At 64.8% G+C, this 20,913-nt stretch carries 29 protein-coding genes and 1 tRNA gene; 24 read left to right on the top strand and 6 right to left on the bottom strand.

Annotation, left to right across the window (positions count from 1 at the left end; genetic code table 11):
• Positions 1–273 precede the first annotated feature (273 nt).
• Positions 274–1,452 (bottom strand): acetyl-CoA C-acyltransferase, encoded by a 1,179-nt coding sequence (locus ACT009_RS05705; protein WP_445193377.1) that lies wholly within the window; start codon positions 1,450–1,452, stop codon positions 274–276.
• A 118-nt stretch (positions 1,453–1,570) separates the two neighbouring features.
• Positions 1,571–2,005: a MaoC family dehydratase gene (locus ACT009_RS05700; protein ID WP_445194028.1), complete on the bottom strand. Its 435-nt coding sequence runs from the start codon at positions 2,003–2,005 to the stop codon at positions 1,571–1,573.
• A 173-nt stretch (positions 2,006–2,178) separates the two neighbouring features.
• Between ACT009_RS05700 and ACT009_RS05695 the strand changes: the two genes are divergently transcribed.
• Positions 2,179–5,112 (top strand): L-glutamate gamma-semialdehyde dehydrogenase, encoded by a 2,934-nt coding sequence (locus tag ACT009_RS05695; protein WP_445193376.1) that lies wholly within the window; start codon positions 2,179–2,181, stop codon positions 5,110–5,112.
• Between the two features lie 181 nt (positions 5,113–5,293).
• Here ACT009_RS05695 and nusG read toward each other — a convergent pair whose 3' ends face one another.
• The 4 genes from nusG to ACT009_RS05675 all read right to left on the bottom strand — a co-directional run bounded on the left by nusG (position 5,294) and on the right by ACT009_RS05675 (position 6,498).
• Entirely contained in the window at positions 5,294–5,830 is a 537-nt protein-coding gene (gene nusG, locus ACT009_RS05690) for a transcription termination/antitermination protein NusG (protein ID WP_445193375.1), read from the bottom strand.
• Positions 5,831–5,842: 12 nt separating this feature from the next.
• Complete coding sequence (gene secE, locus ACT009_RS05685) at positions 5,843–6,040, bottom strand: preprotein translocase subunit SecE (RefSeq protein ID WP_375422282.1); 198 nt, start codon at positions 6,038–6,040, stop codon at positions 5,843–5,845.
• Between the two features lie 167 nt (positions 6,041–6,207).
• Positions 6,208–6,351: a hypothetical protein gene (locus ACT009_RS05680; RefSeq protein WP_445193374.1), complete on the bottom strand. Its 144-nt coding sequence runs from the start codon at positions 6,349–6,351 to the stop codon at positions 6,208–6,210.
• Between the two features lie 71 nt (positions 6,352–6,422).
• Positions 6,423–6,498, bottom strand: a tRNA-Trp gene (locus ACT009_RS05675).
• Positions 6,499–6,914: 416 nt separating this feature from the next.
• Here ACT009_RS05675 and rpsL point away from each other — a divergent pair.
• The 23 genes from rpsL to rpsE all read left to right on the top strand — a co-directional run bounded on the left by rpsL (position 6,915) and on the right by rpsE (position 20,907).
• The gene (gene rpsL / locus ACT009_RS05670) at positions 6,915–7,286 is read left to right on the top strand and encodes a 30S ribosomal protein S12 (RefSeq protein ID WP_019516007.1); all 372 of its coding nucleotides are present in this window, start codon (positions 6,915–6,917) and stop codon (positions 7,284–7,286) included.
• Positions 7,287–7,417: 131 nt separating this feature from the next.
• Positions 7,418–7,888 (top strand): 30S ribosomal protein S7, encoded by a 471-nt coding sequence (gene rpsG, locus ACT009_RS05665; protein ID WP_445193373.1) that lies wholly within the window; start codon positions 7,418–7,420, stop codon positions 7,886–7,888.
• 83 nt (positions 7,889–7,971) lie between these two features.
• Positions 7,972–10,047 carry an elongation factor G gene (fusA, locus tag ACT009_RS05660; protein ID WP_445193372.1) on the top strand — a complete coding sequence of 692 codons (2,076 nt, stop codon included), beginning with the start codon at positions 7,972–7,974 and terminating at the stop codon, positions 10,045–10,047.
• 176 nt (positions 10,048–10,223) lie between these two features.
• On the top strand, positions 10,224–11,414 hold the full coding sequence (tuf, locus tag ACT009_RS05655) for an elongation factor Tu (protein WP_445193371.1): 1,191 nt from the start codon (positions 10,224–10,226) through the stop codon (positions 11,412–11,414).
• A 163-nt stretch (positions 11,415–11,577) separates the two neighbouring features.
• Complete coding sequence (gene rpsJ / locus ACT009_RS05650) at positions 11,578–11,886, top strand: 30S ribosomal protein S10 (protein ID WP_095999177.1); 309 nt, start codon at positions 11,578–11,580, stop codon at positions 11,884–11,886.
• Positions 11,887–12,177: 291 nt separating this feature from the next.
• Positions 12,178–12,930: a 50S ribosomal protein L3 gene (gene rplC / locus ACT009_RS05645; protein WP_445193370.1), complete on the top strand. Its 753-nt coding sequence runs from the start codon at positions 12,178–12,180 to the stop codon at positions 12,928–12,930.
• Positions 12,931–12,932: 2 nt separating this feature from the next.
• Positions 12,933–13,559, top strand: a complete 627-nt coding sequence (gene rplD / locus ACT009_RS05640; protein ID WP_445193369.1) for a 50S ribosomal protein L4 — start codon at positions 12,933–12,935, stop codon at positions 13,557–13,559.
• The gene (locus ACT009_RS05635; RefSeq protein ID WP_445193368.1) at positions 13,552–13,866 is read left to right on the top strand and encodes a 50S ribosomal protein L23; all 315 of its coding nucleotides are present in this window, start codon (positions 13,552–13,554) and stop codon (positions 13,864–13,866) included. The genes rplD and ACT009_RS05635 overlap by 8 nt, the downstream gene beginning before the upstream one ends.
• Before the next feature lies 1 nt (position 13,867).
• Entirely contained in the window at positions 13,868–14,704 is an 837-nt protein-coding gene (gene rplB / locus ACT009_RS05630; protein WP_445193367.1) for a 50S ribosomal protein L2, read from the top strand.
• A 3-nt stretch (positions 14,705–14,707) separates the two neighbouring features.
• A complete protein-coding gene (rpsS, locus tag ACT009_RS05625) occupies positions 14,708–14,983 on the top strand; it encodes a 30S ribosomal protein S19 (RefSeq protein ID WP_445193366.1) in 276 nt (91 codons plus the stop codon).
• Entirely contained in the window at positions 14,983–15,363 is a 381-nt protein-coding gene (gene rplV, locus ACT009_RS05620) for a 50S ribosomal protein L22 (protein WP_445193365.1), read from the top strand. The genes rpsS and rplV overlap by 1 nt, the downstream gene beginning before the upstream one ends.
• Positions 15,363–16,070 (top strand): 30S ribosomal protein S3, encoded by a 708-nt coding sequence (gene rpsC / locus ACT009_RS05615; RefSeq protein WP_445193364.1) that lies wholly within the window; start codon positions 15,363–15,365, stop codon positions 16,068–16,070. The genes rplV and rpsC overlap by 1 nt, the downstream gene beginning before the upstream one ends.
• 11 nt (positions 16,071–16,081) lie before the next feature.
• Positions 16,082–16,516 (top strand): 50S ribosomal protein L16, encoded by a 435-nt coding sequence (rplP, locus tag ACT009_RS05610; protein WP_445193363.1) that lies wholly within the window; start codon positions 16,082–16,084, stop codon positions 16,514–16,516.
• A 1-nt stretch (position 16,517) separates the two neighbouring features.
• On the top strand, positions 16,518–16,736 hold the full coding sequence (gene rpmC, locus ACT009_RS05605; protein WP_445193362.1) for a 50S ribosomal protein L29: 219 nt from the start codon (positions 16,518–16,520) through the stop codon (positions 16,734–16,736).
• Between the two features lie 12 nt (positions 16,737–16,748).
• A complete protein-coding gene (rpsQ, locus tag ACT009_RS05600) occupies positions 16,749–17,021 on the top strand; it encodes a 30S ribosomal protein S17 (protein ID WP_445193361.1) in 273 nt (90 codons plus the stop codon).
• Positions 17,022–17,185: 164 nt separating this feature from the next.
• Positions 17,186–17,554 carry a 50S ribosomal protein L14 gene (gene rplN, locus ACT009_RS05595; RefSeq protein ID WP_174291909.1) on the top strand — a complete coding sequence of 123 codons (369 nt, stop codon included), beginning with the start codon at positions 17,186–17,188 and terminating at the stop codon, positions 17,552–17,554.
• On the top strand, positions 17,554–17,871 hold the full coding sequence (gene rplX / locus ACT009_RS05590; protein ID WP_445193360.1) for a 50S ribosomal protein L24: 318 nt from the start codon (positions 17,554–17,556) through the stop codon (positions 17,869–17,871). The genes rplN and rplX overlap by 1 nt, the downstream gene beginning before the upstream one ends.
• Positions 17,864–18,448 carry a 50S ribosomal protein L5 gene (gene rplE / locus ACT009_RS05585; RefSeq protein WP_445193359.1) on the top strand — a complete coding sequence of 195 codons (585 nt, stop codon included), beginning with the start codon at positions 17,864–17,866 and terminating at the stop codon, positions 18,446–18,448. The genes rplX and rplE overlap by 8 nt, the downstream gene beginning before the upstream one ends.
• Before the next feature lie 89 nt (positions 18,449–18,537).
• Positions 18,538–18,843, top strand: coding sequence for a 30S ribosomal protein S14 (gene rpsN, locus ACT009_RS05580; protein WP_445193358.1), 306 nt, complete (start codon positions 18,538–18,540; stop codon positions 18,841–18,843).
• Between the two features lie 10 nt (positions 18,844–18,853).
• Entirely contained in the window at positions 18,854–19,249 is a 396-nt protein-coding gene (gene rpsH, locus ACT009_RS05575) for a 30S ribosomal protein S8 (protein WP_375422546.1), read from the top strand.
• Entirely contained in the window at positions 19,249–19,782 is a 534-nt protein-coding gene (gene rplF, locus ACT009_RS05570) for a 50S ribosomal protein L6 (RefSeq protein WP_445193357.1), read from the top strand. Before rpsH ends, rplF begins: the two co-directional genes overlap by 1 nt.
• A complete protein-coding gene (rplR, locus tag ACT009_RS05565; RefSeq protein WP_375422544.1) occupies positions 19,782–20,138 on the top strand; it encodes a 50S ribosomal protein L18 in 357 nt (118 codons plus the stop codon). Before rplF ends, rplR begins: the two co-directional genes overlap by 1 nt.
• Before the next feature lies 1 nt (position 20,139).
• Positions 20,140–20,907: a 30S ribosomal protein S5 gene (gene rpsE / locus ACT009_RS05560; RefSeq protein WP_445193356.1), complete on the top strand. Its 768-nt coding sequence runs from the start codon at positions 20,140–20,142 to the stop codon at positions 20,905–20,907.
• Positions 20,908–20,913 lie beyond the last annotated feature (6 nt).

Here is a 20,913-nt window from a genome sequence, read left to right as displayed (position 1 = left end):
CGCTGCCGCATCAACGGAGTAGAGGATGGCACTTGCAAGCCTGTGCTCGACACTGGGCATGGTGTTCGCCTTTGCGATCTTGATCATCAAGAATGTCGAGGTGGCGCGGTCCGAATAGGGCACGCGGGAGGAGCTCTGCCCGCCAGCCGAGCTCCGAACGGCCCATACAAGTTGGGCCTCGATCGCTGCCACGATCAAGGCCCATATCTCGGGAGCGTGTGGCTTCCGACACTTGCCGCCATCAGAAAGCGCCGATCGGCGCCAAAATCAAGATTAGAGAACCTCGAACAACCCCGCCGCGCCCATGCCGCCGCCGACGCACATCGTGACGACGACATATTTCGCACCGCGACGCTTGCCTTCGATCAGCGCGTGCCCGGTCATCCGCGCGCCGGACATGCCGTAAGGGTGGCCGATGGAGATAGCGCCGCCGTTGACGTTGAGCAGCTCGTCGGGAATGCCGAGCTTGTCACGGCAATAGAGCACCTGCACCGCGAACGCCTCATTGAGCTCCCAGAGGCCGATATCGTCCATCTTCAGGTTGAAGCGTTCGAGCAGCTTGGGAATGGCGAAGACCGGGCCGATGCCCATCTCGTCGGGCTTGGTGCCCGCGACCGCCATGCCGACATAGCGGCCGAGCGGGGTCAGGCCGCGTTGCGAGGCGAGTGCTTCTTCCATCAGCACCGATGCCGAGGCGCCGTCCGACAGCTGGCTGGCATTGCCCGCGGTGATCGTGGCTTCGGGGCCCAGCACGGGCTTGAGGCCCTTCAGCCCTTCGAGCGTGGTGTCGGCGCGATTACCTTCGTCCTTGGCAAGGGTGGTCTCCTTGTGGGTGACCTCCTTGGTTTCCTTGTCGACGATCGCCATCGTCGCGGTCACCGGCACGATCTCGTCGTCGAACTTGCCCGCGGCCTGTGCGGCGGCAGTGCGCATCTGCGACCGATAGCCATATTCGTCCATCGCATCGCGCGAGATGCCGTAGCGCTGCGCGACGATCTCCGCGGTCTGGAGCATCGGCATGTAGATGTCGTTGTGCATCGCCAGCAGCTCGGGGTCGGGGGCGACGCGCATTTGCGGGGTCTGGACGAGGCTGATGCTCTCGACCCCGCCGCCGATCGTCACGTCCATGTTGTCGACGACGATCTGCTTGGCGGCGGTGGCGATCGCCATCAGGCCCGATGCGCACTGGCGATCGAGCGACATGCCCGACACCGTCGTGGGCAAGCCGGCACGCAGGCTGGCGTTGCGCGCGATGTTGCCGGCCTGATGCCCCTGTTGGAGCGCGGCGCCGAACACCACGTCCTGCACCTCGTCGCCGGCGATGCCGGCGCGCTCGACAGCGGCCTTGATCGCGTGGCCGGCCAGCGTCGGTGAGGGCAGGTTGTTGAAGGCGCCGCGATAGGCACGACCGATCGGGGTGCGGGCGGTGGAGACGATGACGGCTGAGCGCATCTCAAATGGTCCTTACTTCTCCCCTCCCGCTTGCGGGAGGGGCTGGGGGAGGGCTTGTCGAGAGGGAGGTAGGCCTCAACAGGCCCTCCCCTAATCCTCCCGCAAGCGGGAGGCGGATTTACAAGAAAATCTGGCTGATCCATTCGGCGATCAGCGCGGGCTTTTCCTGACCTTCGATCTCGATCGTGAACTCGTTGGTCTGCTGCCACTGGCCGGGGCGCTTCTCGTCGAATTCGAGGAGCTTGAAATGGCCGCGAACCTTGCTGCCCGAGCGGACCGGGGTGAGAAAGCGGACTTTGTTGCCGCCATAGTTGACGCCCATCTTGACGCCCTCCAGCTTGGGCGCATCGACGACTTTGGAGGACAGCAGCGGCATCAGCGACAGCGTCAGGAATCCATGCGCGATGGTGCCGCCGAACGGGGTCATCTTGGCGGCCTCAGGATCGACATGAATGAACTGATGATCGCCCGTCGCATCGGCAAACTTGTCGATCATTGCCTGGGTGACCTCGACCCAGTCGGAGACCGTCTCGGTGCCGATCCGTTCCTTCATTTGTTCGACGGTGATCGTCGTCACACCATTCCCCTTCAGCAGCATTCGGCGCTAGACGCGCACCCGGCGCCGTCGCGCGCACTTAATAGGCCGGGCGCCCCGCGTCCTGCAAGCCTCACCCGACCGGAAGCTGGAAAATGACGACTGCCGTAACGTCCTCACCCCGTGAAATCATGGCTGAGCTGTACCGCGCGCCCGAACCGGATGTTCTAAAGCCGCTTCTGGACCATGCATCGATGTCGTCCGACTCGCGCGGGCGGGTACTCGGTCATGCCGCGGGGCTGCTCGCCGATCTGCGCGCGGCGCAGGGCAGGGGCTGGGTCAACCAATTCCTCCAGGAATATCGGCTAAATTCGTCGGAAGGCGTAGCGCTGCTGTCGCTCGCCGAGGCGTTCCTGCGCGTGCCCGATCCCGAGACCGCGGATCTGCTGATCGCGGACAAGCTCGGCGATGCGGACTGGCGTGCGCATGCCGGCAAATCGAATTCGAAGCTCGTCAATTCGGCGACCTGGGGGTTGGTAGTCGGCCGGGTGCTGGTCGGCGAGGGCGAGCATGGCCCACTGCGACGACTGATCTCGCGTGCCGGCGAGCCGTTCGTGCGGCAGGCCGTGGGCGCGGCGATGAAGATGATGGGTGAGATCTTCGTGATGGGCCGCACCATCGACGAGGCGATGCGGCGGATGCGCAAGCCCGAGCATCGCGGCTTCACCGCGAGCTTCGACATGCTGGGAGAGGCGGCGCGGACGCACGAGGACGCGGAACGTTACTTCAAGTCCTATGTCGATGCGGTCGATGCGGTCGGCAGCGATCCCGCGGCGGGGCATTCGATCTCGGTCAAGCTGTCGGCATTGCACCCGCGCTACGAACTGGCGCGCGAGGCGGAGTGCGTGCCGGCGCTGACCGCGATGCTGGAGGCGCTGGCGGTGCAGGCCGCAGCGAAGAACATCGCGCTGACCGTCGACGCGGAGGAGTCCGAGCGGCTCGAGATGAGCCTAGACATCATCGGCACGGTCGCGGCGCTGCCGTCGCTGAAAGGCTGGGACGGGTTCGGCATGGCGGTGCAGGCTTACGGCAAGCGCGCGCGACCGGTGGTCGCGTGGGCGGACACGCTCGGCCGGGTGATGAACGTGCGGCTGGTGAAGGGCGCCTATTGGGACAGCGAGATCAAGCGCACCCAGGTGGAGGGGCTGGCGGACTATCCACTGTTCACGCGCAAGGCGGCAACCGACGTGTCTTACCTGGCGGTGGCGAAGGACATGCTGGCGGCGACCAACATCCGCCCCGCCTTTGCGAGCCACAATGCACTGACGGTCGCGACGATCGTGGAATGGGCGGGCAATTCGCGCGACTTCGAATTTCAGCGGCTGCACGGCATGGGCGACGGACTTTACGAACGGCTGGTGCGCGATCACGCCTACAAGTGCCGGATCTATGCGCCGGTCGGCGGGCATCGCGACCTGCTCGCCTATCTGGTGCGGCGCCTACTGGAGAACGGCGCCAATTCGAGCTTCGTGCACCAGCTGGCGGATGCGCGGCTGAGCGAGGACGAGATCCTGGCGGACCCAGTGGCGAAGATCGCCTCGGTCGGGGGCACGCGGCATCCAAACATCCCGCTGCCGGTCGATCTGTTCGCGCCCGGGCACCGCAATTCGCAGGGACTCGATCTCAGCGACCGGGCGATCTTGGCGCGAGCCCGAGCGGTGGTGAAGGCGCCGGTGGGTGCGGATAATAGCGGCCAGTCGAGCGACGTGGGCGCCGCGATCGGACGGGCGCAGGCGGCGTTCCCTGCCTGGCGCAGCACGCCGGTCCCGGAGCGGGCGGCTTGCCTGGATCGGCTCGCCGACCTGCTCGAGGCGGAGCGCGACGAGTTGATGGCGATCTGCGTGCAGGAAGCGCGCAAGAGCATCGCCGACGCGATCGGCGAGGTGCGTGAGGCCGCCGATTTCTGCCGCTATTACGCCGGCGAGGCGCGGCGCAACCTGCGATCGATCGAGCTGCCCGGGCCGACCGGCGAGCGCAATACGCTGCATCTGGAAGGGCGGGGCGTGTGGGCAACGATCGCGCCGTGGAATTTCCCGCTCGCGATCTTCCTCGGGCAGACGGTGGCGGCGCTGGTGACGGGGAACACCGTGGTCGCCAAACCCGCACCACAGACGCCGCTGATCGCGACGCGGGCGGTCGCGCTGGCGCACCGGGCGGGTATTCCGGTCGACGCGCTGGTGCTGGTGACCGGCGGACCCGAGGTGGGCGCGGCGCTGACCACGGATCGCCGCATCATGGGCGTGGCATTCACCGGATCGACCGCAACCGCGCGGCGGATCGCGCGCTCACTGCTTGAGGACGACACCCGCCCGATCGTACCGCTGATCGCCGAAACCGGCGGGATCAACGCGATGATCGTCGATTCGACCGCGCTGCCGGAACAGGTGGTGGCGGACGTGATCACCTCGTCGTTCCGGTCGGCGGGGCAGCGTTGTTCGGCGCTGCGGCTGCTGCTGGTGCAGGAGGACATCGCCGAGCCGCTGCTGCGGATGCTGAGCGGGGCGATGGAGACGCTGCGGATCGGCGATCCCGGCGATCCGGCGACCGATGTCGGGCCGGTGATCGACCAGGGTGCCTATGACCGGCTGATGGGTTACCGCGACAGCGCGCGCGGTTCGTGGATCAAGACGCTCGACGTGCCAGCCGATGGCCTGTTCGTGCCGCCGACGCTGATCCGGCTCGACGACATCGAGGCGCTGCGGGAGGAATGGTTCGGCCCGATCCTCCACGTCGCGACCTGGGAAGGGGGCAAGCTCAGCGAGACGATCGAGCGGGTCAACGCCAAGGGCTATGGGCTGACGATGGGGCTACACAGCCGCATCGCCCGGGCGGCGGAAGTTGCGGAAGCCGAGGCGGCGGTGGGCAATCTCTACGTCAATCGCGCGATGATCGGCGCGGTAGTGGGCTCGCAGCCATTCGGGGGGGAGGGGCTATCGGGCACCGGACCGAAGGCGGGCGGGCCGCATTATCTGTACCGCTTCTGCACCGAGCGGGCAGTGTCGGTCGATACGACGAGCGCGGGGGGGAATGCGTCACTGCTGTCGTTGGACGAGGGCGGGATCTGACGGATGGCTAATGCGTTCCGACGTCGGCGCGAAGGCACAGCGAGCTCGCCCTGTTTTCGTGCCCCCGCGTAGGCGGGGATCCAGGATCATGTAGCGCAACCGTCGGTGGTTCTGCTTGGTCCTGGGCTCCCGCCTTCGCGGGAGCACAAGGAGGGGAGCATCGGCCTGAGCCGCAGGTGCGTTATTTGCTGCGTTCGACCTGTTCGAAGTCGAGCTCGACCGGGGTCGCACGGCCGAAGATCGAGACCGATACCTTGACCTTGGCCTTGTCGAAATCGAGTTCCTCGACGGTGCCGTTGAAGCTCGCGAACGGGCCGTCGAGCACCTTCACCGCATCGCCGATCTCGTAGTCGACCTTGATCTGCGTCTTGGGCGCGGCGGCGGCCTCTTCCTTCGAATTGAGCATCCGCGCGGCTTCGGATTCGCTGATCGCCTGGGGCTTGCCCATCGAGCCGAGGAAGCCGGACACCTTCGGCGTGTTCTTGACCAGATGATAGACGTCGTCGTTCATGTTGAGCTTGGCGAGCACGTAGCCCGGCATGAACTTGCGCTCGACCGCAATCTTCTTGCCCCGACGGGCCTCGGTGATCGTCTCGGTCGGGACTTCGATCTGCTCGACGAGCTGATCGAGACCCATACGGGTCGCCTCCGCCATGATCGAATCGCGAACCTTGCCCTCGAAACCCGAATAGGCGTGAATGATGTACCAGCGCGCCATTGCGTGCGACCCTTATTGCGCGAGCTTGAGGAGCTGGCCGACGACCGCGTTGAAGAACGAGTCTACCGCCAGGAAGAACAGGGCCAGCACCGTCGTCATGATGACGACCATAACCCCGGTCATGATCGTCTCGCGACGCGACGGCCAGACCACCTTGGCGGTCTCGGCCCGGACTTGCCGGATGAACTCGATCGGTGTCGTTTTCGCCACGTTCCCTCGAAACCCGCTAGAATGAAAAACAAGCGATCCGCCGGCAAGCCATGGCTCTTTCGCCCCTTCCCTGGTCAGGGAAGCGGCGGTCGCCAATCCTCGCTATCGGATGGGCAGCGCAAATAGCTGCGTGCGGGGCTGAACGCAAGAGCGCCGGCGCCAGTGGATCAGTGGCCGTAGGTCTTGATGCCGCGGCGGCGCAGCTTCTCGCGCTTGCGGCGGCGAAGCTTGATGATGGTGACGGGGATGCCGATCAGCAGCAGCACGCCGACAAGGGCGTACGCGATGGTCAAGCGCGTGAAATCGTCCATGCTGAGGTCACTAACGAATTAAGCCGCTGTGATCCAGCCGCGCTTGTCGTGGAATCGATCGGGTAAAATGCTGGCAGGAGTGGGGGGACTCGAACCCACGGCCCTCGGTTTTGGAGACCGATGCTCTACCAACTGAGCTACACTCCTCCAGCGACGCTCCCCCTAACCGCGGTTTCCGGGTGGGGCAACCCGTCTGGACGGGAAATCGGCCGCGGGCGAGGGGGAAAGAGTCACAAGAGTCGCACCACGTACGCGCGCGTCGGTGGCAAGAGAGGATGCCGGGGGATTGTGGATCCGGATGATGCAGACGATGAGAAACAGCGCTGCCGGCCGTCGCTTGCCCCGTCCAACATTGCAAGCGTGCGATGCCCGGAGGATTGACCACGGCCGAAGTGCTGCGTATAGGCCCGCGGCGTCCGCAGGCTTTGGTCTCGCGGTCAAGCTTGAACATTGCTGGATGCATACGAGGGCCGGGGTGGTCGAACATGACCCCTACGTCCCTTTTTGTATTCCCGAGCGTCATGGCTCCAGCAAAGTAACCACATGACTAGGTGAAGAGATTCATGCCGACGATCAACCAGCTGGTCCGCAAGGGCCGCGATCCGCAGAAGGCCAAGTCCAAGGTCCCTGCGATGGAGCAGAACCCGCAAAAGCGCGGCGTCTGCACCCGCGTCTACACGACAACCCCGAAGAAGCCGAACTCGGCGCTGCGCAAGGTGGCCAAGGTCCGCCTGACCAATCAGCGCGAGGTCATCAGCTACATCCCGGGCGAAGGCCACAATCTCCAGGAGCACTCGGTGGTCCTGATCCGTGGCGGTCGTGTGCGCGATCTTCCCGGCGTTCGCTATCACGTCCTGCGCGGCGTGCTCGATACGCAGGGTGTGAAGGACCGGCGTCAGTCGCGTTCCAAGTACGGCGCCAAGCGTCCGAAGTGATCATGCCGGGGGCATGATCATCCTCGAAAGGTCGCATGAGGCGACCTTGTCGCGGATCCAGGCTCCGGACCCCAGACCCAGTAAGCCCCGGACGTGTTCCGGAACCGGCTGAAGCAGATAAGGAATTCGAAATGGCACGTCGTCGCCGCCCAGAAAAGCGCATCATCCTCCCGGATCCGAAATACGGTGATGAGGTTCTCTCCAAGTTCATGAATTCGGTCATGCTCGACGGCAAGAAGTCCGTCGCCGAACTGATCGTCTACGGTGCGATGGAAACCGTCGAGCAGCGCGCCAAGCGCGAGCCGGTCGGTGTGTTCCACGACGCGCTGAACAACATCAAGCCGGGCATCGAGGTCCGTTCGCGCCGCGTCGGCGGTGCGACCTACCAGGTTCCCGTCGAGGTTCGTCCCGAGCGGGCCCAGGCACTGGCGATCCGCTGGCTGATCACCGCTGCGCGCGCGCGCAGCGAGAACACGATGGCCGCACGGCTGTCCGGCGAGCTGCTCGACGCGTCGAACAACCGCGGCAACGCGGTGAAGAAGCGCGAAGACACCCACCGCATGGCCGAAGCCAACCGCGCCTTCTCGCACTACCGCTGGTAGGGTTGGAAGCGTCCATTACCTGAACTATATCGTGGGGAGCCGGCCAGAAGCCTGCTCCCCACATCGCTAAGGAAGCACCGATCATGGCCCGCAGCCATCCGCTCGAGAAGTATCGCAACATCGGCATCATGGCGCACATCGACGCCGGCAAGACGACGACGACCGAGCGCATCCTCTATTACACCGGCAAGTCCTACAAGATCGGCGAAGTGCATGAGGGCACCGCGACGATGGATTGGATGGAGCAGGAGCAGGAGCGCGGGATCACGATCACGTCGGCTGCGACGACGTGTTTCTGGAACGATCACCGGATCAACATCATCGACACGCCCGGCCACGTCGACTTCACCATCGAGGTGGAGCGGTCGCTGCGCGTCCTCGACGGCGCGGTCGCATGCTTCGACGGCGTCGCCGGCGTCGAGCCGCAGTCCGAGACCGTGTGGCGTCAGGCCGAGAAGTATCACGTCCCGCGGATGTGCTTCGTCAACAAGCTCGACCGCACCGGCGCGAGCTTCGAGCGCTGCGTCTCGATGATCAAGGATCGCCTCGGTGCGCGTCCGGCGGTGCTGTACCTGCCGATCGGCATCGAGGGCGGCTTCAAGGGTCTCGTCGATCTGGTCGAGAACCGCGCGATCATCTGGCTCGAGGAATCGCTCGGCGCGAAGTTCGAATATCAGGATATCCCCGCCGAGATGGCCGATGCCGCGGCGACCGCGCGCAGCGAACTGATCGAGATGGCGGTGGAGCAGGACGATGCGCTGATGGAAGCGTATCTCGAAGGCACCGAGCCGACCACGGCCGAGTTGAAGGCGCTGATCCGCAAGGGCACGCTGAACTTCTCATTCGTCCCCGTGTTGTGCGGATCGGCGTTCAAGAACAAGGGCGTTCAGCCGCTGCTCGACGGCGTCGTGGACTATCTGCCGTCGCCGCTCGACATCAAGGACGTCGAGGGTCTGAAGCTCGACGGCGAGACGACCGACTCGCGCCCGCCGCGCGACGATGCGCCGATGTCGGCGCTGGCGTTCAAGATCATGAACGATCCCTTCGTCGGCACGCTGACCTTCGCGCGCATCTATTCGGGCAAGCTCGACACCGCGTCGGTCGTGCTCAATTCGGTGAAGGACAAGAAGGAAAAGGTCGGTCGCATGCTGCTGATGCATGCGAACAGCCGCGAGGACATCCAGGAGGCGTTCGCAGGCGACATCGTCGCGCTGGCAGGGCTGAAGGATACCACGACCGGCGACACGCTGTGTTCGCAGCAGTCGCCGATCATCCTCGAGCGCATGGAATTCCCCGAGCCGGTGATCGAGCTGTCGGTGGAGCCGAAGACCAAAGCCGACCAGGAGAAGATGGGCGTCGCGCTCAATCGCCTGGCGCGCGAGGATCCGTCGTTCCGGGTGTCGTCGGACGCCGAATCGGGTCAGACCATCATCAAGGGGATGGGCGAGCTCCACCTCGAGATCCTGGTCGATCGCATGAAGCGCGAGTTCAAGGTCGAGGCGAACGTCGGTGCGCCGCAGGTGGCGTACCGCGAATATCTCGGCAAGAAGGTCGACATCGACTATACGCACAAGAAGCAGTCGGGCGGCTCCGGCCAGTTCGGCCGCGTGAAGGTGACGGTCGTTCCCGGCGAGCGTGGCTCGGGCTACCAGTTCTTCGACGAGATCAAGGGCGGCAATATTCCCAAGGAATATATTCCCTCGGTCGAGAAGGGCATGCGCGAGACGGCGGAAGGCGGCTCGATGATCGGCTTCCCGATCATCGATTTCGAGGTCCACCTGACCGACGGCGCATACCATGACGTCGATTCGTCCGCGCTGGCGTTCGAAATCTGTGCGCGCGGCGCGATGCGCGAGGCGGCACAGAAGGCGGGCATCAAGCTGCTCGAGCCGATGATGAAGGTCGAGGTCGTGACGCCCGAGGATTATCTAGGCGACGTGATCGGCGACATGAACAGCCGTCGCGGGCAGATCCAGGGCACTGACAGCCGTGGCAATGCGCAGACGGTGGAGGCGATCGTGCCGCTCGCCAACATGTTCGGCTACGTCAATCAGCTGCGGTCGTTCACGCAGGGCCGCGCGCAGTACAGCATGCAGTTCTCGCATTACGACGAAGTCCCGACGAACGTCGCCGAGGAAATCAAGGCGAAGCTGGCGTAAAGTTCGTGTCGAAGCTCGCGGCAAAGCGAGCTTCGAGGCACCGCGAACGCGTGAACGCGCGTTTCCGACGGACTGCGGTCCGCACGGGGCTGGCGTAACCACAATCCAGCCGCTATGGGGCCGCGTTCGCGTGACCCCCGGCGGCACCGGAATTCGAATCAGAAGGTAGGAAAGCAATGGCAAAGGCGAAATTCGAGCGGACCAAGCCGCATCTCAACATCGGCACGATCGGTCACGTCGATCACGGCAAGACGTCGTTGACGGCAGCCATCACCAAGGTGCTGGCCGAGACCGGCGGCGCCACGTTCACCAGCTACGACAACATCGACAAGGCGCCGGAAGAGCGTGAGCGCGGCATCACGATCTCGACCGCACACGTCGAGTACGAGACCGCGGCGCGCCACTATGCGCACGTCGATTGCCCGGGCCACGCCGATTACGTGAAGAACATGATCACCGGCGCCGCGCAGATGGACGGCGCGATCCTGGTCGTGTCGGCGACCGACGGCCCGATGCCGCAGACCCGCGAGCACATCCTGCTCGCCCGTCAGGTCGGCGTCCCGGCGATGGTCGTGTTCATGAACAAGGTCGATCTGGTCGACGACGCCGAGATCCTCGAGCTCGTCGAGCTGGAAATCCGCGAGCTGCTCAGCTCGTACGAGTTCCCGGGCGACGACATTCCGATCATTCAGGGTTCGGCAGTGGCAGCACTGAACGACAAGACCCCCGAAATCGGCCATGACGCCGTCCTGAAGCTGATGGCGGCAGTCGACGAGTACATCCCGCAGCCCGAGCGTCCGCTCGACAAGCCGTTCATGATGCCGATCGAGGACGTGTTCTCGATCTCGGGTCGTGGCACGGTCGTCACCGGCCGCGTCGAAACCGGCATCGTGAAGGTCGGCGAAGAGGTCGAGATCGTCGGCATCAACGACACCCGCAAGACCACGGTCACGGGCGTCGAGATGTTCCGCAAGCTGCTCGACCAGGGCCAGGCCGGCGATAACGTCGGCGCGCTGATCCGCGGCGTGGGCCGTGAAGAGGTCGAGCGTGGCCAGGTTCTCTGCAAGCCGGGCTCGATCAAGCCGCACACCGACTTCTCGTCGGAGGTCTACGTGCTGTCGAAGGAAGAGGGTGGCCGTCACACGCCGTTCTTCGCCAACTACCGCCCGCAGTTCTACTTCCGCACGACCGACGTCACCGGCACCGTCGAGCTGCCCGAGGGCACCGAGATGGTCATGCCCGGCGACAACGTCGCGCTCGGCATCAAGCTGATCGCGCCGATCGCCATGGACGTGGGCCAGCGCTTCACCATCCGCGAGGGCGGTCGTACCGTCGGCGCAGGGGTTGTCAGCGGCATCACGAAGTAATATAGCGCGTTTCATCGGCCGGCTCCCTCTCACGGGGGAGTCGGCCGGTTTGCTTTTTATGTAACAGGTTACGGAGTGGTCCGGGTTCCACGCCGTCGTGTCGGGTCAGCCCGACAGGGCGGATACCGGGACGGCTCCTCGCTCTTTCGCATCGGTAGGGACTATGGACAGCAACATTCGCATTCGTCTGAAGGCATTCGATCACCGCGTGCTCGATCAGGCGACCGGCGACATCGCCGATACCGCCCGTCGCACCGGCGCGCTCATCCGTGGCCCGATCCCGCTCCCGACCCGCACCGAGAAGTTCACGGTGCTCCGCGGGCCGCACATCGACAAGAAGTCGCGCGAGCAGTTCGAAGTCCGCACCTACAAGCGGATGCTCGACATCGTGCAGCCGACGCCGCAGACGGTCGATGCTCTGATGAAGCTCGACCTCGCCGCCGGCGTTGACGTGGAGATCAAGCTGGCCTAAGGGCCTGCTTCCGCGGTCGACCTTCAGGTCCCGCGGATCGCCTCCCTGCCCAGGCAGGGGCCAGACTGGGTTCCCGCAATGCGGGGACGCAACTGAAACTCGAAGAGATACCGCTGGTGGCTTGCCACCGGGTCAGCGTCTCCCGTCCGTTCCCTCGCAGGAACACCAGCCCGGGACGGGGGCACGCTTCGCACATCCGGGCTGACGGGATCCGTCGAACAGCAGTTCGGCGGGACCCGGCACGCACCGACGGAATCCTCCGGCGGTGCCTCTGTATGAGGAGCTTTGATCATGCGCACTGGCGTGATCGCGAAGAAGATGGGGATGACCCGCCTGTTCAAGGACGATGGCCGCCACGTGCCGGTTACCGTTCTTCAGCTCGAGGCGCTTCAGGTCGTTTCCGTTCGCGAAATGGATCGTGACGGCTACACCGCCGTCCAGCTTGGTGCAGGCGTCGCCAAGACCAAGAACGTCGCCAAGCCGCAGCGCGGCCACTTCGGCAAGGCCGAGGTCGAGCCCAAGGCGGTCGTCCACGAATTCCGCGTCACCGAGGACAATCTCCTCGACGTCGGCGCCGAGATCTCGGCGGAGCATTTCGTCGCCGGTCAGCTGGTCGATATCCAGGGTCGTACCCAGGGTAAGGGCTTCGCCGGCGGCATGAAGCGCTGGAACTTTGGCGGTCTGCGCGCGACTCACGGTGTTTCGGTGTCGCACCGTTCGCTCGGGTCTACCGGTCAGCGCCAGGATCCGGGCAAGGTCTTCAAGAACAAGAAGATGGCCGGGCACATGGGCGACAAGTATCGCACCCAGCAGAACCTGGAAGTGGTCGGCACCGATGTCGAGCGCGGCCTGATTTTCGTGAAGGGCTCGGTGCCCGGGTCGAAGGGTGGCTGGCTGTTCGTGAAGGACGCCGTGAAGGTCGACCGTCACGCCGACGCACCCTATCCCGCCGGCCTCCGCGCCGCCGCCAACAGCAACACCGCCGCAGACACGCCAGCCGAAACGGTTGACGCGCCTGAAGCGACCGACGGCCAGGAGGGCTGAACGTGAAGGTCAAGGTTCAATCCTTCGCCGGTGCCGCGAACGCGGATGTCGAGCTCAACGACGAGGTCTTCGGCCTCGATCCGCGCGCGGACATCCTGCACCGCGTGGTCACCTGGCAGCTCGAGAAGCGCCGCGAGACGGCTCGCGGCACCCGCGAGCGCGCCGACGTCGCCCGTACCGGCAAGAAGTTCGGTCGCCAGAAGGGCGGCGGTACGGCGCGTCACGGCGATCGCCGCGCGCCGGTCTTCATCGGTGGTGGTAAGGCTCACGGCGCTCGCGTCCGTGACTTCAACCCGTCGCTGAACAAGAAGGTTCGCGCGCTGGGCCTGAAGATGGCGTTGTCGAGCCACGCCAAGGCGGGTTCGCTGGTGATCATGGACAGCCTGGCCGTCGAAGGCGGCAAGACCAAGACGCTGCTCGCCAACATGGCCGAGCTCGGCTTCGGCAAGAAGGCGCTGGTGATCGATGGCGACATGGTCGAGACGAGCTTCGTGCTCGCGGCCGGCAACATCGGCAACCTCAACGTCATGCCGGCGGCGGGTGCCAACGTCTACGACATCCTGAAGCATGACACGCTGGTGCTGACGCGCGCTGCGGTCGAAAAGCTGGAGGCGCGCTTCAATGGCTAAGAAAGCCGACAAGGTCGTCGACAACCGTCATTATGACGTGATCGTCGCGCCGCACATCACCGAGAAGGCGACGCTGCTCAGCGAGCACAACGCCGTCGTGTTCAAGGTCGCGAACGACGCGACCAAGCCCGAGATCAAGGCAGCCGTCGAAGCACTCTTCGGCGTCGACGTCCTGGGCGTGAACACGATCGTCCAGAAGGGCAAGACCAAGAAGTGGAAGGGCGCTCCCTACCAGCGCTCGGACATGAAGAAGGCGATCGTCACCCTGAAGGACGGTCAGTCCATCGATGTGACGACGGGGATCTGAGATGGCACTAAAGCAATATAATCCAACGAGCCCGGCACGCCGTGGCCTCGTGCTGGTCGACAAGTCGTCGCTCTGGAAGGGCAAGCCGATCAAGGCGCTCGTCGAGGGCAAGAACAAGTCGGGCGGCCGCAACAACAAGGGCCATGTGACGTCGCGCGGCATCGCCGGCGGTCACAAGCAGAAGTACCGCTATGTCGACTTCAAGCGTCGCAAGTGGGACGTCGAAGGCACCGTCGAGCGGCTGGAGTACGACCCCAACCGTACCGCGTTCATCGCGCTGCTGAAGTATCCCGACGAGGAACTCGCCTACATCATCGCGCCGCAGCGTCTCGCTGTCGGCGACAAGGTGATCGCGGGCAAGAAGACCGACGTGAAACCGGGCAATGCGATGGAGCTCGGCCAGATGCCGGTCGGCACGATCGTGCACAATGTCGAGATGAAGCCGATGAAGGGTGGCCAGATCGCCCGTTCGGCCGGCACCTATGTTCAGGTCGTCGGCCGCGACAAGGGCATGGTCATCGTCCGCCTGAATTCGGGCGAGCAGCGCTACATCCGCAGTGATTGCATGGCGACGGTCGGCGCGGTTTCGAACCCCGACAACCAGAACCAGAACCTCGGCAAGGCCGGGCGTTCGCGCTGGATGGGCAAGCGTCCGCTGACCCGCGGCGTGGCCAAGAACCCGGTCGACCATCCGCACGGCGGTGGCGAAGGCCGGACCTCGGGCGGCCGTCATCCGGTTACCCCGTGGGGCAAGCCGACCAAGGGTGCGCGCACCCGTCACAACAAGTCGACCGACAAGATGATCATCCGGTCGCGTCACGCCAAGAAGAAGGGCTGATAGATGGCTCGCTCCGTATGGAAAGGCCCGTTCGTCGAACTGAGCCTGCTCAAGAAGGCCGAGACCGCACAGGACTCGGGTGGCCGCGCGCCGATCAAGACCTGGTCGCGTCGCTCCACTATCCTGCCGACCTTCGTCGGGCTGACGTTCAACGTGTATAACGGCCGCAAGTTCGTCCCCGTCTCGATCAACGAAGACATGGTCGGCATGAAGCTGGGTGAGTTCGCGCCGACGCGCTACTTCCCCGGCCATGCCGCGGACAAGAAGGGCAAGCGCTGATGTCGAAAGCGAAATCCCCCCGCAAGGTCGGTGACAAGGAAGCCTTGTCGGTTGGCACGCAGATCCGTGGCTCGGCACAGAAGCTGGGCCTGGTCGCAGGGCTGATCCGCGGCAAGAAGGCCGGCGACGCGATGAACATCCTGGCCTTCTCGACGAAGGGCATGGCGGTCGACGCGCGCAAGGTTCTGGCATCAGCCATCGCCAATGCCGAGAACAACCACAATCTCGATGTCGACGCGCTCGTCGTGTCGGAGGCGTCGGTCGGCAAGTCGATCACCATGAAGCGTTTCGCGACCCGTGGTCGCGGCAAGTCGACGCGCATCCTGAAGCCGTTCAGCCGGCTTCGCATCGTCGTCCGCGAGCAGGAAGAAGAAGCGTAATGGGTCAGAAGAGCAATCCGATCGGGCTTCGGCTGCAGATCAACCGCACCTGGGACAGCCGCTGGTTCGCCGAAGGGCATGACTATGCCCGCCTGCTGCTCGAGGATCTCAAAATTCGCAACTTCATCGTCAAGACGCTGCCCCAGGCCGCGATCTCGAAGGTGGTGATCGAGCGTCCGGCCAAGCTGTGCCGGATCTCGATCTTCGCGGCGCGCCCCGGTGTGATCATTGGCAAGAAGGGCACCGACATCGAGAAGCTGCGCAAGACGATCGGCGCGATGACCGCGTCGGACGTCTCGCTCAACATCGTCGAGATCCGCAAGCCCGAGGTCGACGCGAAGCTCGTCGCACAGTCGATCGCCGACCAGCTGGAGCGCCGCATCGCGTTCCGTCGTGCCATGAAGCGCGCGGTTCAGTCGGCGCTCCGCCTCGGCGCCGAGGGCATCCGCGTCGCTTGCGGCGGCCGTCTCGGCGGCGCCGAGATCGCGCGGTCTGAAAGCTATCGCGAGGGTCGGGTTCCGCTGCACACGCTGCGCGCGAACATCGATTATGCCGAGGCCCAGGCGCATACCTCCTACGGGGTGTGCGGCGTGAAGGTCTGGGTCTTCAAGGGCGAGATCCTGGGTCACGACCCGATGGCGCAAGACCGGCTGATGATGGAGGCTCAAACCTCCGGCGTCCGCCCGGCGCGCGACGACCGGCGCTAAGGAACGAGCAGATGCTGCAACCGAAAAAGACCAAGTTCCGCAAGGCGTTCAAGGGCCGGATCCATGGCGATGCCAAGGGCGGCACCGCGCTGAATTTCGGCGCCTATGGCTTGAAGGCCATGGAGCCCGAGCGGATCACCGCGCGCCAGATCGAGGCGGCTCGCCGCGCGATCACGCGTCACATCAAGCGCCAGGGGCGGTTGTGGATCCGCATATTCCCGGACGTGCCGGTGTCGTCGAAGCCCGCCGAAGTCCGCATGGGTAAGGGCAAGGGTTCGCCGGAGTTCTGGGCCGCACGGGTCAAGCCCGGTCGGATCCTGTTCGAGCTCGACGGTGTCGAAGGCAAGATCGCCGCAGAGGCGTTCGAGCGGGCAGCGATGAAGCTGCCGATCAAGGTGAAGGTGGTCGCCCGTCTCGGCGACACCTCGCATCTCGGAGGCGAGTAAGATGGCCCAGAGTAAGAAGAACGGGATCGATTTCGTCGGGAAGACCGACGACCAGCTGTCGGAGGATCTCGGCCAGCTGAAGCGCGAGCAGTTCAATCTGCGCTTCCAGGCTGCGACCAACCAGCTCGAGAAGCCGAGCCGCGTGCGCGAAGTGCGCCGCGACATCGCGCGGATCAAGACCATGCAGGCGCAGCGCACCAGCGCTGCGTCGGCCAAGTAAGGAACGAACGACATGCCGAAGCGCGTGCTGACCGGGCTGATCGTCTCGGACAAGACCGACAAGACGGTTGTGGTGAACGTCGAGCGTAAGGTGAAGCACCCGCTCTACGGCAAGATCATCCGCCGGTCGAAGAAGTACCACGCCCATGACGAGGGCAACGAATTCAAGCAGGGCGAGACCGTGCGGATCGAAGAGACCGCGCCGATCTCCAAGCTCAAGACGTGGAAGGTGATCGAGCGGGTCAACACCCACGCGACCCCGGAGCGGGCGTCGGCTGAAGGTTGATCCGCTGCCGCCCCCGGGCGGCAGATCGGAAAGGCCGGGCCTTGTGCCCGGCGGGTGGAACGGCTAGGTGGCCGCTCCCCCCGGTGCAGGTCTCCTGCGCCGGGGTAGTTTTTTAGGCGGGGCTCGGTCGGAATCGACCCCAAGAGAGAGAAGGAAGCGGATCGATGATCCAGATGCAATCCAATCTCGACGTCGCTGACAATAGCGGCGCGAAGCGGGTGCAGTGCATCAAGGTGCTTGGCGGGTCCAAGCGCCGGGTGGCGGGTGTCGGCGACATCATCGTCGTCAGCATCAAGGAAGCGCAGCCGCGCGGTCGCGTGAAGAAGGGCGACGTGCATCGCGCCGTCATCGTCCGCACCGCCAAGGACATTCACCGCGCCGACGGATCGACCATCCGGTTCGATTCGAACGCTGCCGTGCTGGTCAACAAGAACGAGGAGCCGATCGGCACCCGTATCTTCGGGCCGGTGGTGCGCGAGCTTCGCGGCAAGAAGCACATGAAGATCATCAGCCTCGCGCCGGAGGTGCTGTAATGGCCGCCGCTCGCATCAAGAAGGGTGACCGCGTCATCGTCCTGTCCGGCAAGGACAAGGGCAAGACCGGCGAAGTGACGCTGGCCATGCCGAAGGACGGCAAGGTCGTCGTGTCGGGCGTCAACGTCGCGACCCGTCACAAGAAGCCGACCCAGGCGAACCCGCAGGGTGGTCTCGAGAAGATCGAGGCGCCGATGCACATCTCGAAGGTCGCGCACGTGACCGCCGACGGCAAGCCCACCCGCGTGCGTTTCGAGACGCAGGACGGCAAGAAGGTCCGCGTTGCGGTGAAGACCGGAGACAAGATCGATGGCTGATTACAAGCCCCGCATGAAGGCGATGTACGACGACTCGATCGCGAAGGCGATGACCGAGAAGTTCGGGTACAAGAACGTCAACGAGGTCCCGCGGCTCGAGAAGATCGTGCTGAACATGGGCGTCGGCGAAGCCACCCAGGACAAGAAGAAGGTCGACCAGGCCGCGTCGGAAATGGAGCTGATCGCCGGGCAGAAGCCTGTCGTGACCAAGGCGAAGAAGTCGATTGCGCAGTTCAAGCTGCGCGAGGGCATGCCGATCGGCGTGAAGGTCACCCTTCGTCGCGAGCGCATGTACGAGTTCCTCGACCGCTTCATCACCATCGCGCTGCCGCGGGTCCGCGATTTTCGCGGGCTGAACCCGAAGAGCTTCGACGGACGCGGCAACTATGCCTGCGGCCTGAAGGAGCAGATCGTGTTCCCGGAAATCAACTATGACCGGATCGACAAGGTCCGCGGCATGGACGTGATCGTGACCACGACCGCGAAGACCGACGACGAGGCGCGCGAGCTGCTTCGCCTGTTCGGCTTTCCGTTCCCGATCGAGGAAGCCGCCGGCGACGAGAAGAAGGCGGCGTAATATACCTGGATGCGCCGCCCCGAGCGGGTGGTGCATCCTTCTATGGACTGGGTCCTCGCCTTCGCGGGGACACATAAGGACTTAAGTCGATGGCGAAACTGAGTTCAGTACTGAAGAACGAGCGGCGCAAGAAGCTGGTGAAGCAATACGCCGGCAAGCTCGCGAAGCTGAAGGCGACCGCGAATGACGAAAAGCTGGACGACAGCGAGCGTCTGATCGCGCGTCTCAAGATGGCCGAGCTGCCGCGCAACGCGAATTCTACCCGGATCCGCAACCGTTGCCAGCTGACCGGGCGTCCGCGCGGCAATTATCGCAAGTTCGGGCTCTCGCGCATCATGATGCGGGAATTGGGCAACAAGGGCCTGATCCCCGGTCTGACGAAGTCGAGCTGGTAAGGATCTAGAAATGGCAGTGACCGATCCCGTGGGTGACCTGCTCACCCGCATCCGCAATGGCCAGCGCGCGCGGAAGGACTCCGTCCTGACGCCAGCGTCCAAGCTGCGTGTCCGCGTCCTCGACGTGCTGCAGCGCGAAGGCTATATCCGTGGCTATAGCGAAGAGCAGATGGGCCCGGCGGCCGGCCTTCGTATCGAGCTGAAATATTTCGAGGGTCAGCCAGCGATCAAGCATGTCGCGCGAGTCTCGAAGCCCGGTCGCCGGGTCTATTCGGGCTCGCAGGAACTGCCGCGGGTCATGAATGGCCTCGGCATCACGATCGTCTCGACGCCGCGCGGCGTTCTGTCCGACGCCGAAGCGCGCGAACAGAATGTCGGTGGCGAAGTGCTGGCGGAGGTATTCTGATGAGCCGCATCGGCAAGAAGGCAGTCCCGGTTCCGGCCGGCGTCACCGCCAGCATCGACGGCAGCACGCTGAACGTGAAGGGCCCCAAGGGCACCCTGGCGCTCGCGATGCGCGACGAGATCACCTATACGATCGAGGACGGCGGCATCTCGGTGCAGCCTGCCAACGACACCAAGCAGGCGCGCGCCTTCTGGGGCATGCAGCGTACGCTGGTCCAGAACCTGGTGACGGGCGTGACCGACGGCTTCACCAAGAAGCTGCTGATCACCGGCGTCGGCTATCGCGCCGCGGCGCAGGGTCGCAACCTCCGGTTGCAGCTCGGCTACAGCCACGACGTCAATGTCGACGTGCCGGAAGGCCTCGAGGTCAAGACGCCGGACAACACGACGGTCGAGATCAGCGGCACCGACAAGCAGAAGGTTGGCCAGCTGGCCGCGGAGATCCGTCGCTGGCGCAAGCCCGAGCCGTACAAGGGCAAGGGCATCAAGTACGATGGCGAGTTCATCTTCCGCAAGGAAGGGAAGAAGAAGTAATGACCAAGGGACTTTCTCTCTTCGCGAAGCGGCGCCGCCGCAATCGTACCGCGCTCCGGGCGCGTGCAGGCACCCGTCCGCGGCTGTCGGTGCATCGTTCGGGCAAGCACATCTACGCGCAGGTGATCGACGACGAGGCCGGCAAGACGCTGGCATCGGCATCGACGCTGGAGAAGGACGTGCGCGGCACGTCGGGCGCCAACATCGACGCGGCGACCCAGGTCGGCAAGCGCGTCGCCGAGGCAGCCAAGCAGGCGGGCGTTACGCAGGTGGTATTCGACCGCGGTGGTTTCCTGTTCCATGGCCGCGTGAAGGCGCTGGCCGAGGCCGCGCGTGAAGCCGGATTGGAGTTCTAAGATGGCTGACGAGACCAACACAGAAGCACAGGTCGCAGCACCCGAAGCAGCCGCACCGCAGGAGTCCAATCCGGGCTTCGGTGGTCCTGGCGGCGGCGGCAATCGCCCCGGCGGTCCGCGTGGCGGCCGTGGTCGCGGTGGCCCCGGTGGCGGTGGCGGCGGTGGCAACCGCGGCGGCCGTGACGGCGGTCGCGGCGGACGCGACGGCAATCGCGGTCGTCCCGGCAGCGACGATGGCGGCGAAGAGCTGATCGAGAAGCTGGTCCACATCAACCGCGTCTCGAAGACGGTGAAGGGCGGCAAGCGCTTCGGCTTCGCGGCGCTGGTCGTGGTCGGCGACGGCAAGGGTCGTGCAGGCTTCGGCCACGGCAAGGCCCGCGAAGTGCCGGAGGCGATCTCCAAGGCGACCGCAGCCGCCAAGAAGAAGATGATCCGCGTGCCGCTGCGCGACGGTCGGACGCTGCATCACGACGGCAACGGGCATTTCGGTGCCGGCCGCGTGACGCTTCGCTCGGCGCCGCAGGGAACCGGCATCATCGCCGGCGGCCCGATGCGCGCGATCTTCGAATCGCTCGGCGTGGCCGATGTGGTGACCAAGTCGGTCGGCACGTCCAACCCCTACAACATGATCCGTGCGACGTTCGAGGCGCTGGGCGACCAGACTTCGCCTAAGGCCGTCGCGCAGCGTCGTGGCAAGAAGATCGCCGACTTGCTCGGCCGCGGTGGGTCGCAGACCGCCGAGGCCGATGCGGCCGCGATCGCGGAGTAATCGATC

Source organism: Sphingomonas sp. Tas61C01, assembly GCF_052567495.1.
This window is presented reverse-complemented; position numbering and strand designations above follow the sequence as displayed.

Coding starts and splice junctions, on each gene's coding strand:
- ACT009_RS05705 (WP_445193377.1), bottom strand. CDS start 1,452: ATGCGCTCAGCCGTCATCGTCTCCACCGCCCGCACCCCGATCGGTCGT.
- ACT009_RS05700 (WP_445194028.1), bottom strand. CDS start 2,005: ATGAAGGAACGGATCGGCACCGAGACGGTCTCCGACTGGGTCGAGGTC.
- ACT009_RS05695 (WP_445193376.1), top strand. CDS start 2,179: ATGGCTGAGCTGTACCGCGCGCCCGAACCGGATGTTCTAAAGCCGCTT.
- nusG (WP_445193375.1), bottom strand. CDS start 5,830: ATGGCGCGCTGGTACATCATTCACGCCTATTCGGGTTTCGAGGGCAAG.
- ACT009_RS05680 (WP_445193374.1), bottom strand. CDS start 6,351: ATGGACGATTTCACGCGCTTGACCATCGCGTACGCCCTTGTCGGCGTG.
- rpsL (WP_019516007.1), top strand. CDS start 6,915: ATGCCGACGATCAACCAGCTGGTCCGCAAGGGCCGCGATCCGCAGAAG.
- rpsG (WP_445193373.1), top strand. CDS start 7,418: ATGGCACGTCGTCGCCGCCCAGAAAAGCGCATCATCCTCCCGGATCCG.
- fusA (WP_445193372.1), top strand. CDS start 7,972: ATGGCCCGCAGCCATCCGCTCGAGAAGTATCGCAACATCGGCATCATG.
- tuf (WP_445193371.1), top strand. CDS start 10,224: ATGGCAAAGGCGAAATTCGAGCGGACCAAGCCGCATCTCAACATCGGC.
- rpsJ (WP_095999177.1), top strand. CDS start 11,578: ATGGACAGCAACATTCGCATTCGTCTGAAGGCATTCGATCACCGCGTG.
- rplC (WP_445193370.1), top strand. CDS start 12,178: ATGCGCACTGGCGTGATCGCGAAGAAGATGGGGATGACCCGCCTGTTC.
- ACT009_RS05635 (WP_445193368.1), top strand. CDS start 13,552: ATGGCTAAGAAAGCCGACAAGGTCGTCGACAACCGTCATTATGACGTG.
- rplB (WP_445193367.1), top strand. CDS start 13,868: ATGGCACTAAAGCAATATAATCCAACGAGCCCGGCACGCCGTGGCCTC.
- rpsS (WP_445193366.1), top strand. CDS start 14,708: ATGGCTCGCTCCGTATGGAAAGGCCCGTTCGTCGAACTGAGCCTGCTC.
- rplV (WP_445193365.1), top strand. CDS start 14,983: ATGTCGAAAGCGAAATCCCCCCGCAAGGTCGGTGACAAGGAAGCCTTG.
- rpsC (WP_445193364.1), top strand. CDS start 15,363: ATGGGTCAGAAGAGCAATCCGATCGGGCTTCGGCTGCAGATCAACCGC.
- rplP (WP_445193363.1), top strand. CDS start 16,082: ATGCTGCAACCGAAAAAGACCAAGTTCCGCAAGGCGTTCAAGGGCCGG.
- rpmC (WP_445193362.1), top strand. CDS start 16,518: ATGGCCCAGAGTAAGAAGAACGGGATCGATTTCGTCGGGAAGACCGAC.
- rpsQ (WP_445193361.1), top strand. CDS start 16,749: ATGCCGAAGCGCGTGCTGACCGGGCTGATCGTCTCGGACAAGACCGAC.
- rplN (WP_174291909.1), top strand. CDS start 17,186: ATGATCCAGATGCAATCCAATCTCGACGTCGCTGACAATAGCGGCGCG.
- rplX (WP_445193360.1), top strand. CDS start 17,554: ATGGCCGCCGCTCGCATCAAGAAGGGTGACCGCGTCATCGTCCTGTCC.
- rplE (WP_445193359.1), top strand. CDS start 17,864: ATGGCTGATTACAAGCCCCGCATGAAGGCGATGTACGACGACTCGATC.
- rpsN (WP_445193358.1), top strand. CDS start 18,538: ATGGCGAAACTGAGTTCAGTACTGAAGAACGAGCGGCGCAAGAAGCTG.
- rpsH (WP_375422546.1), top strand. CDS start 18,854: ATGGCAGTGACCGATCCCGTGGGTGACCTGCTCACCCGCATCCGCAAT.
- rplF (WP_445193357.1), top strand. CDS start 19,249: ATGAGCCGCATCGGCAAGAAGGCAGTCCCGGTTCCGGCCGGCGTCACC.
- rplR (WP_375422544.1), top strand. CDS start 19,782: ATGACCAAGGGACTTTCTCTCTTCGCGAAGCGGCGCCGCCGCAATCGT.
- rpsE (WP_445193356.1), top strand. CDS start 20,140: ATGGCTGACGAGACCAACACAGAAGCACAGGTCGCAGCACCCGAAGCA.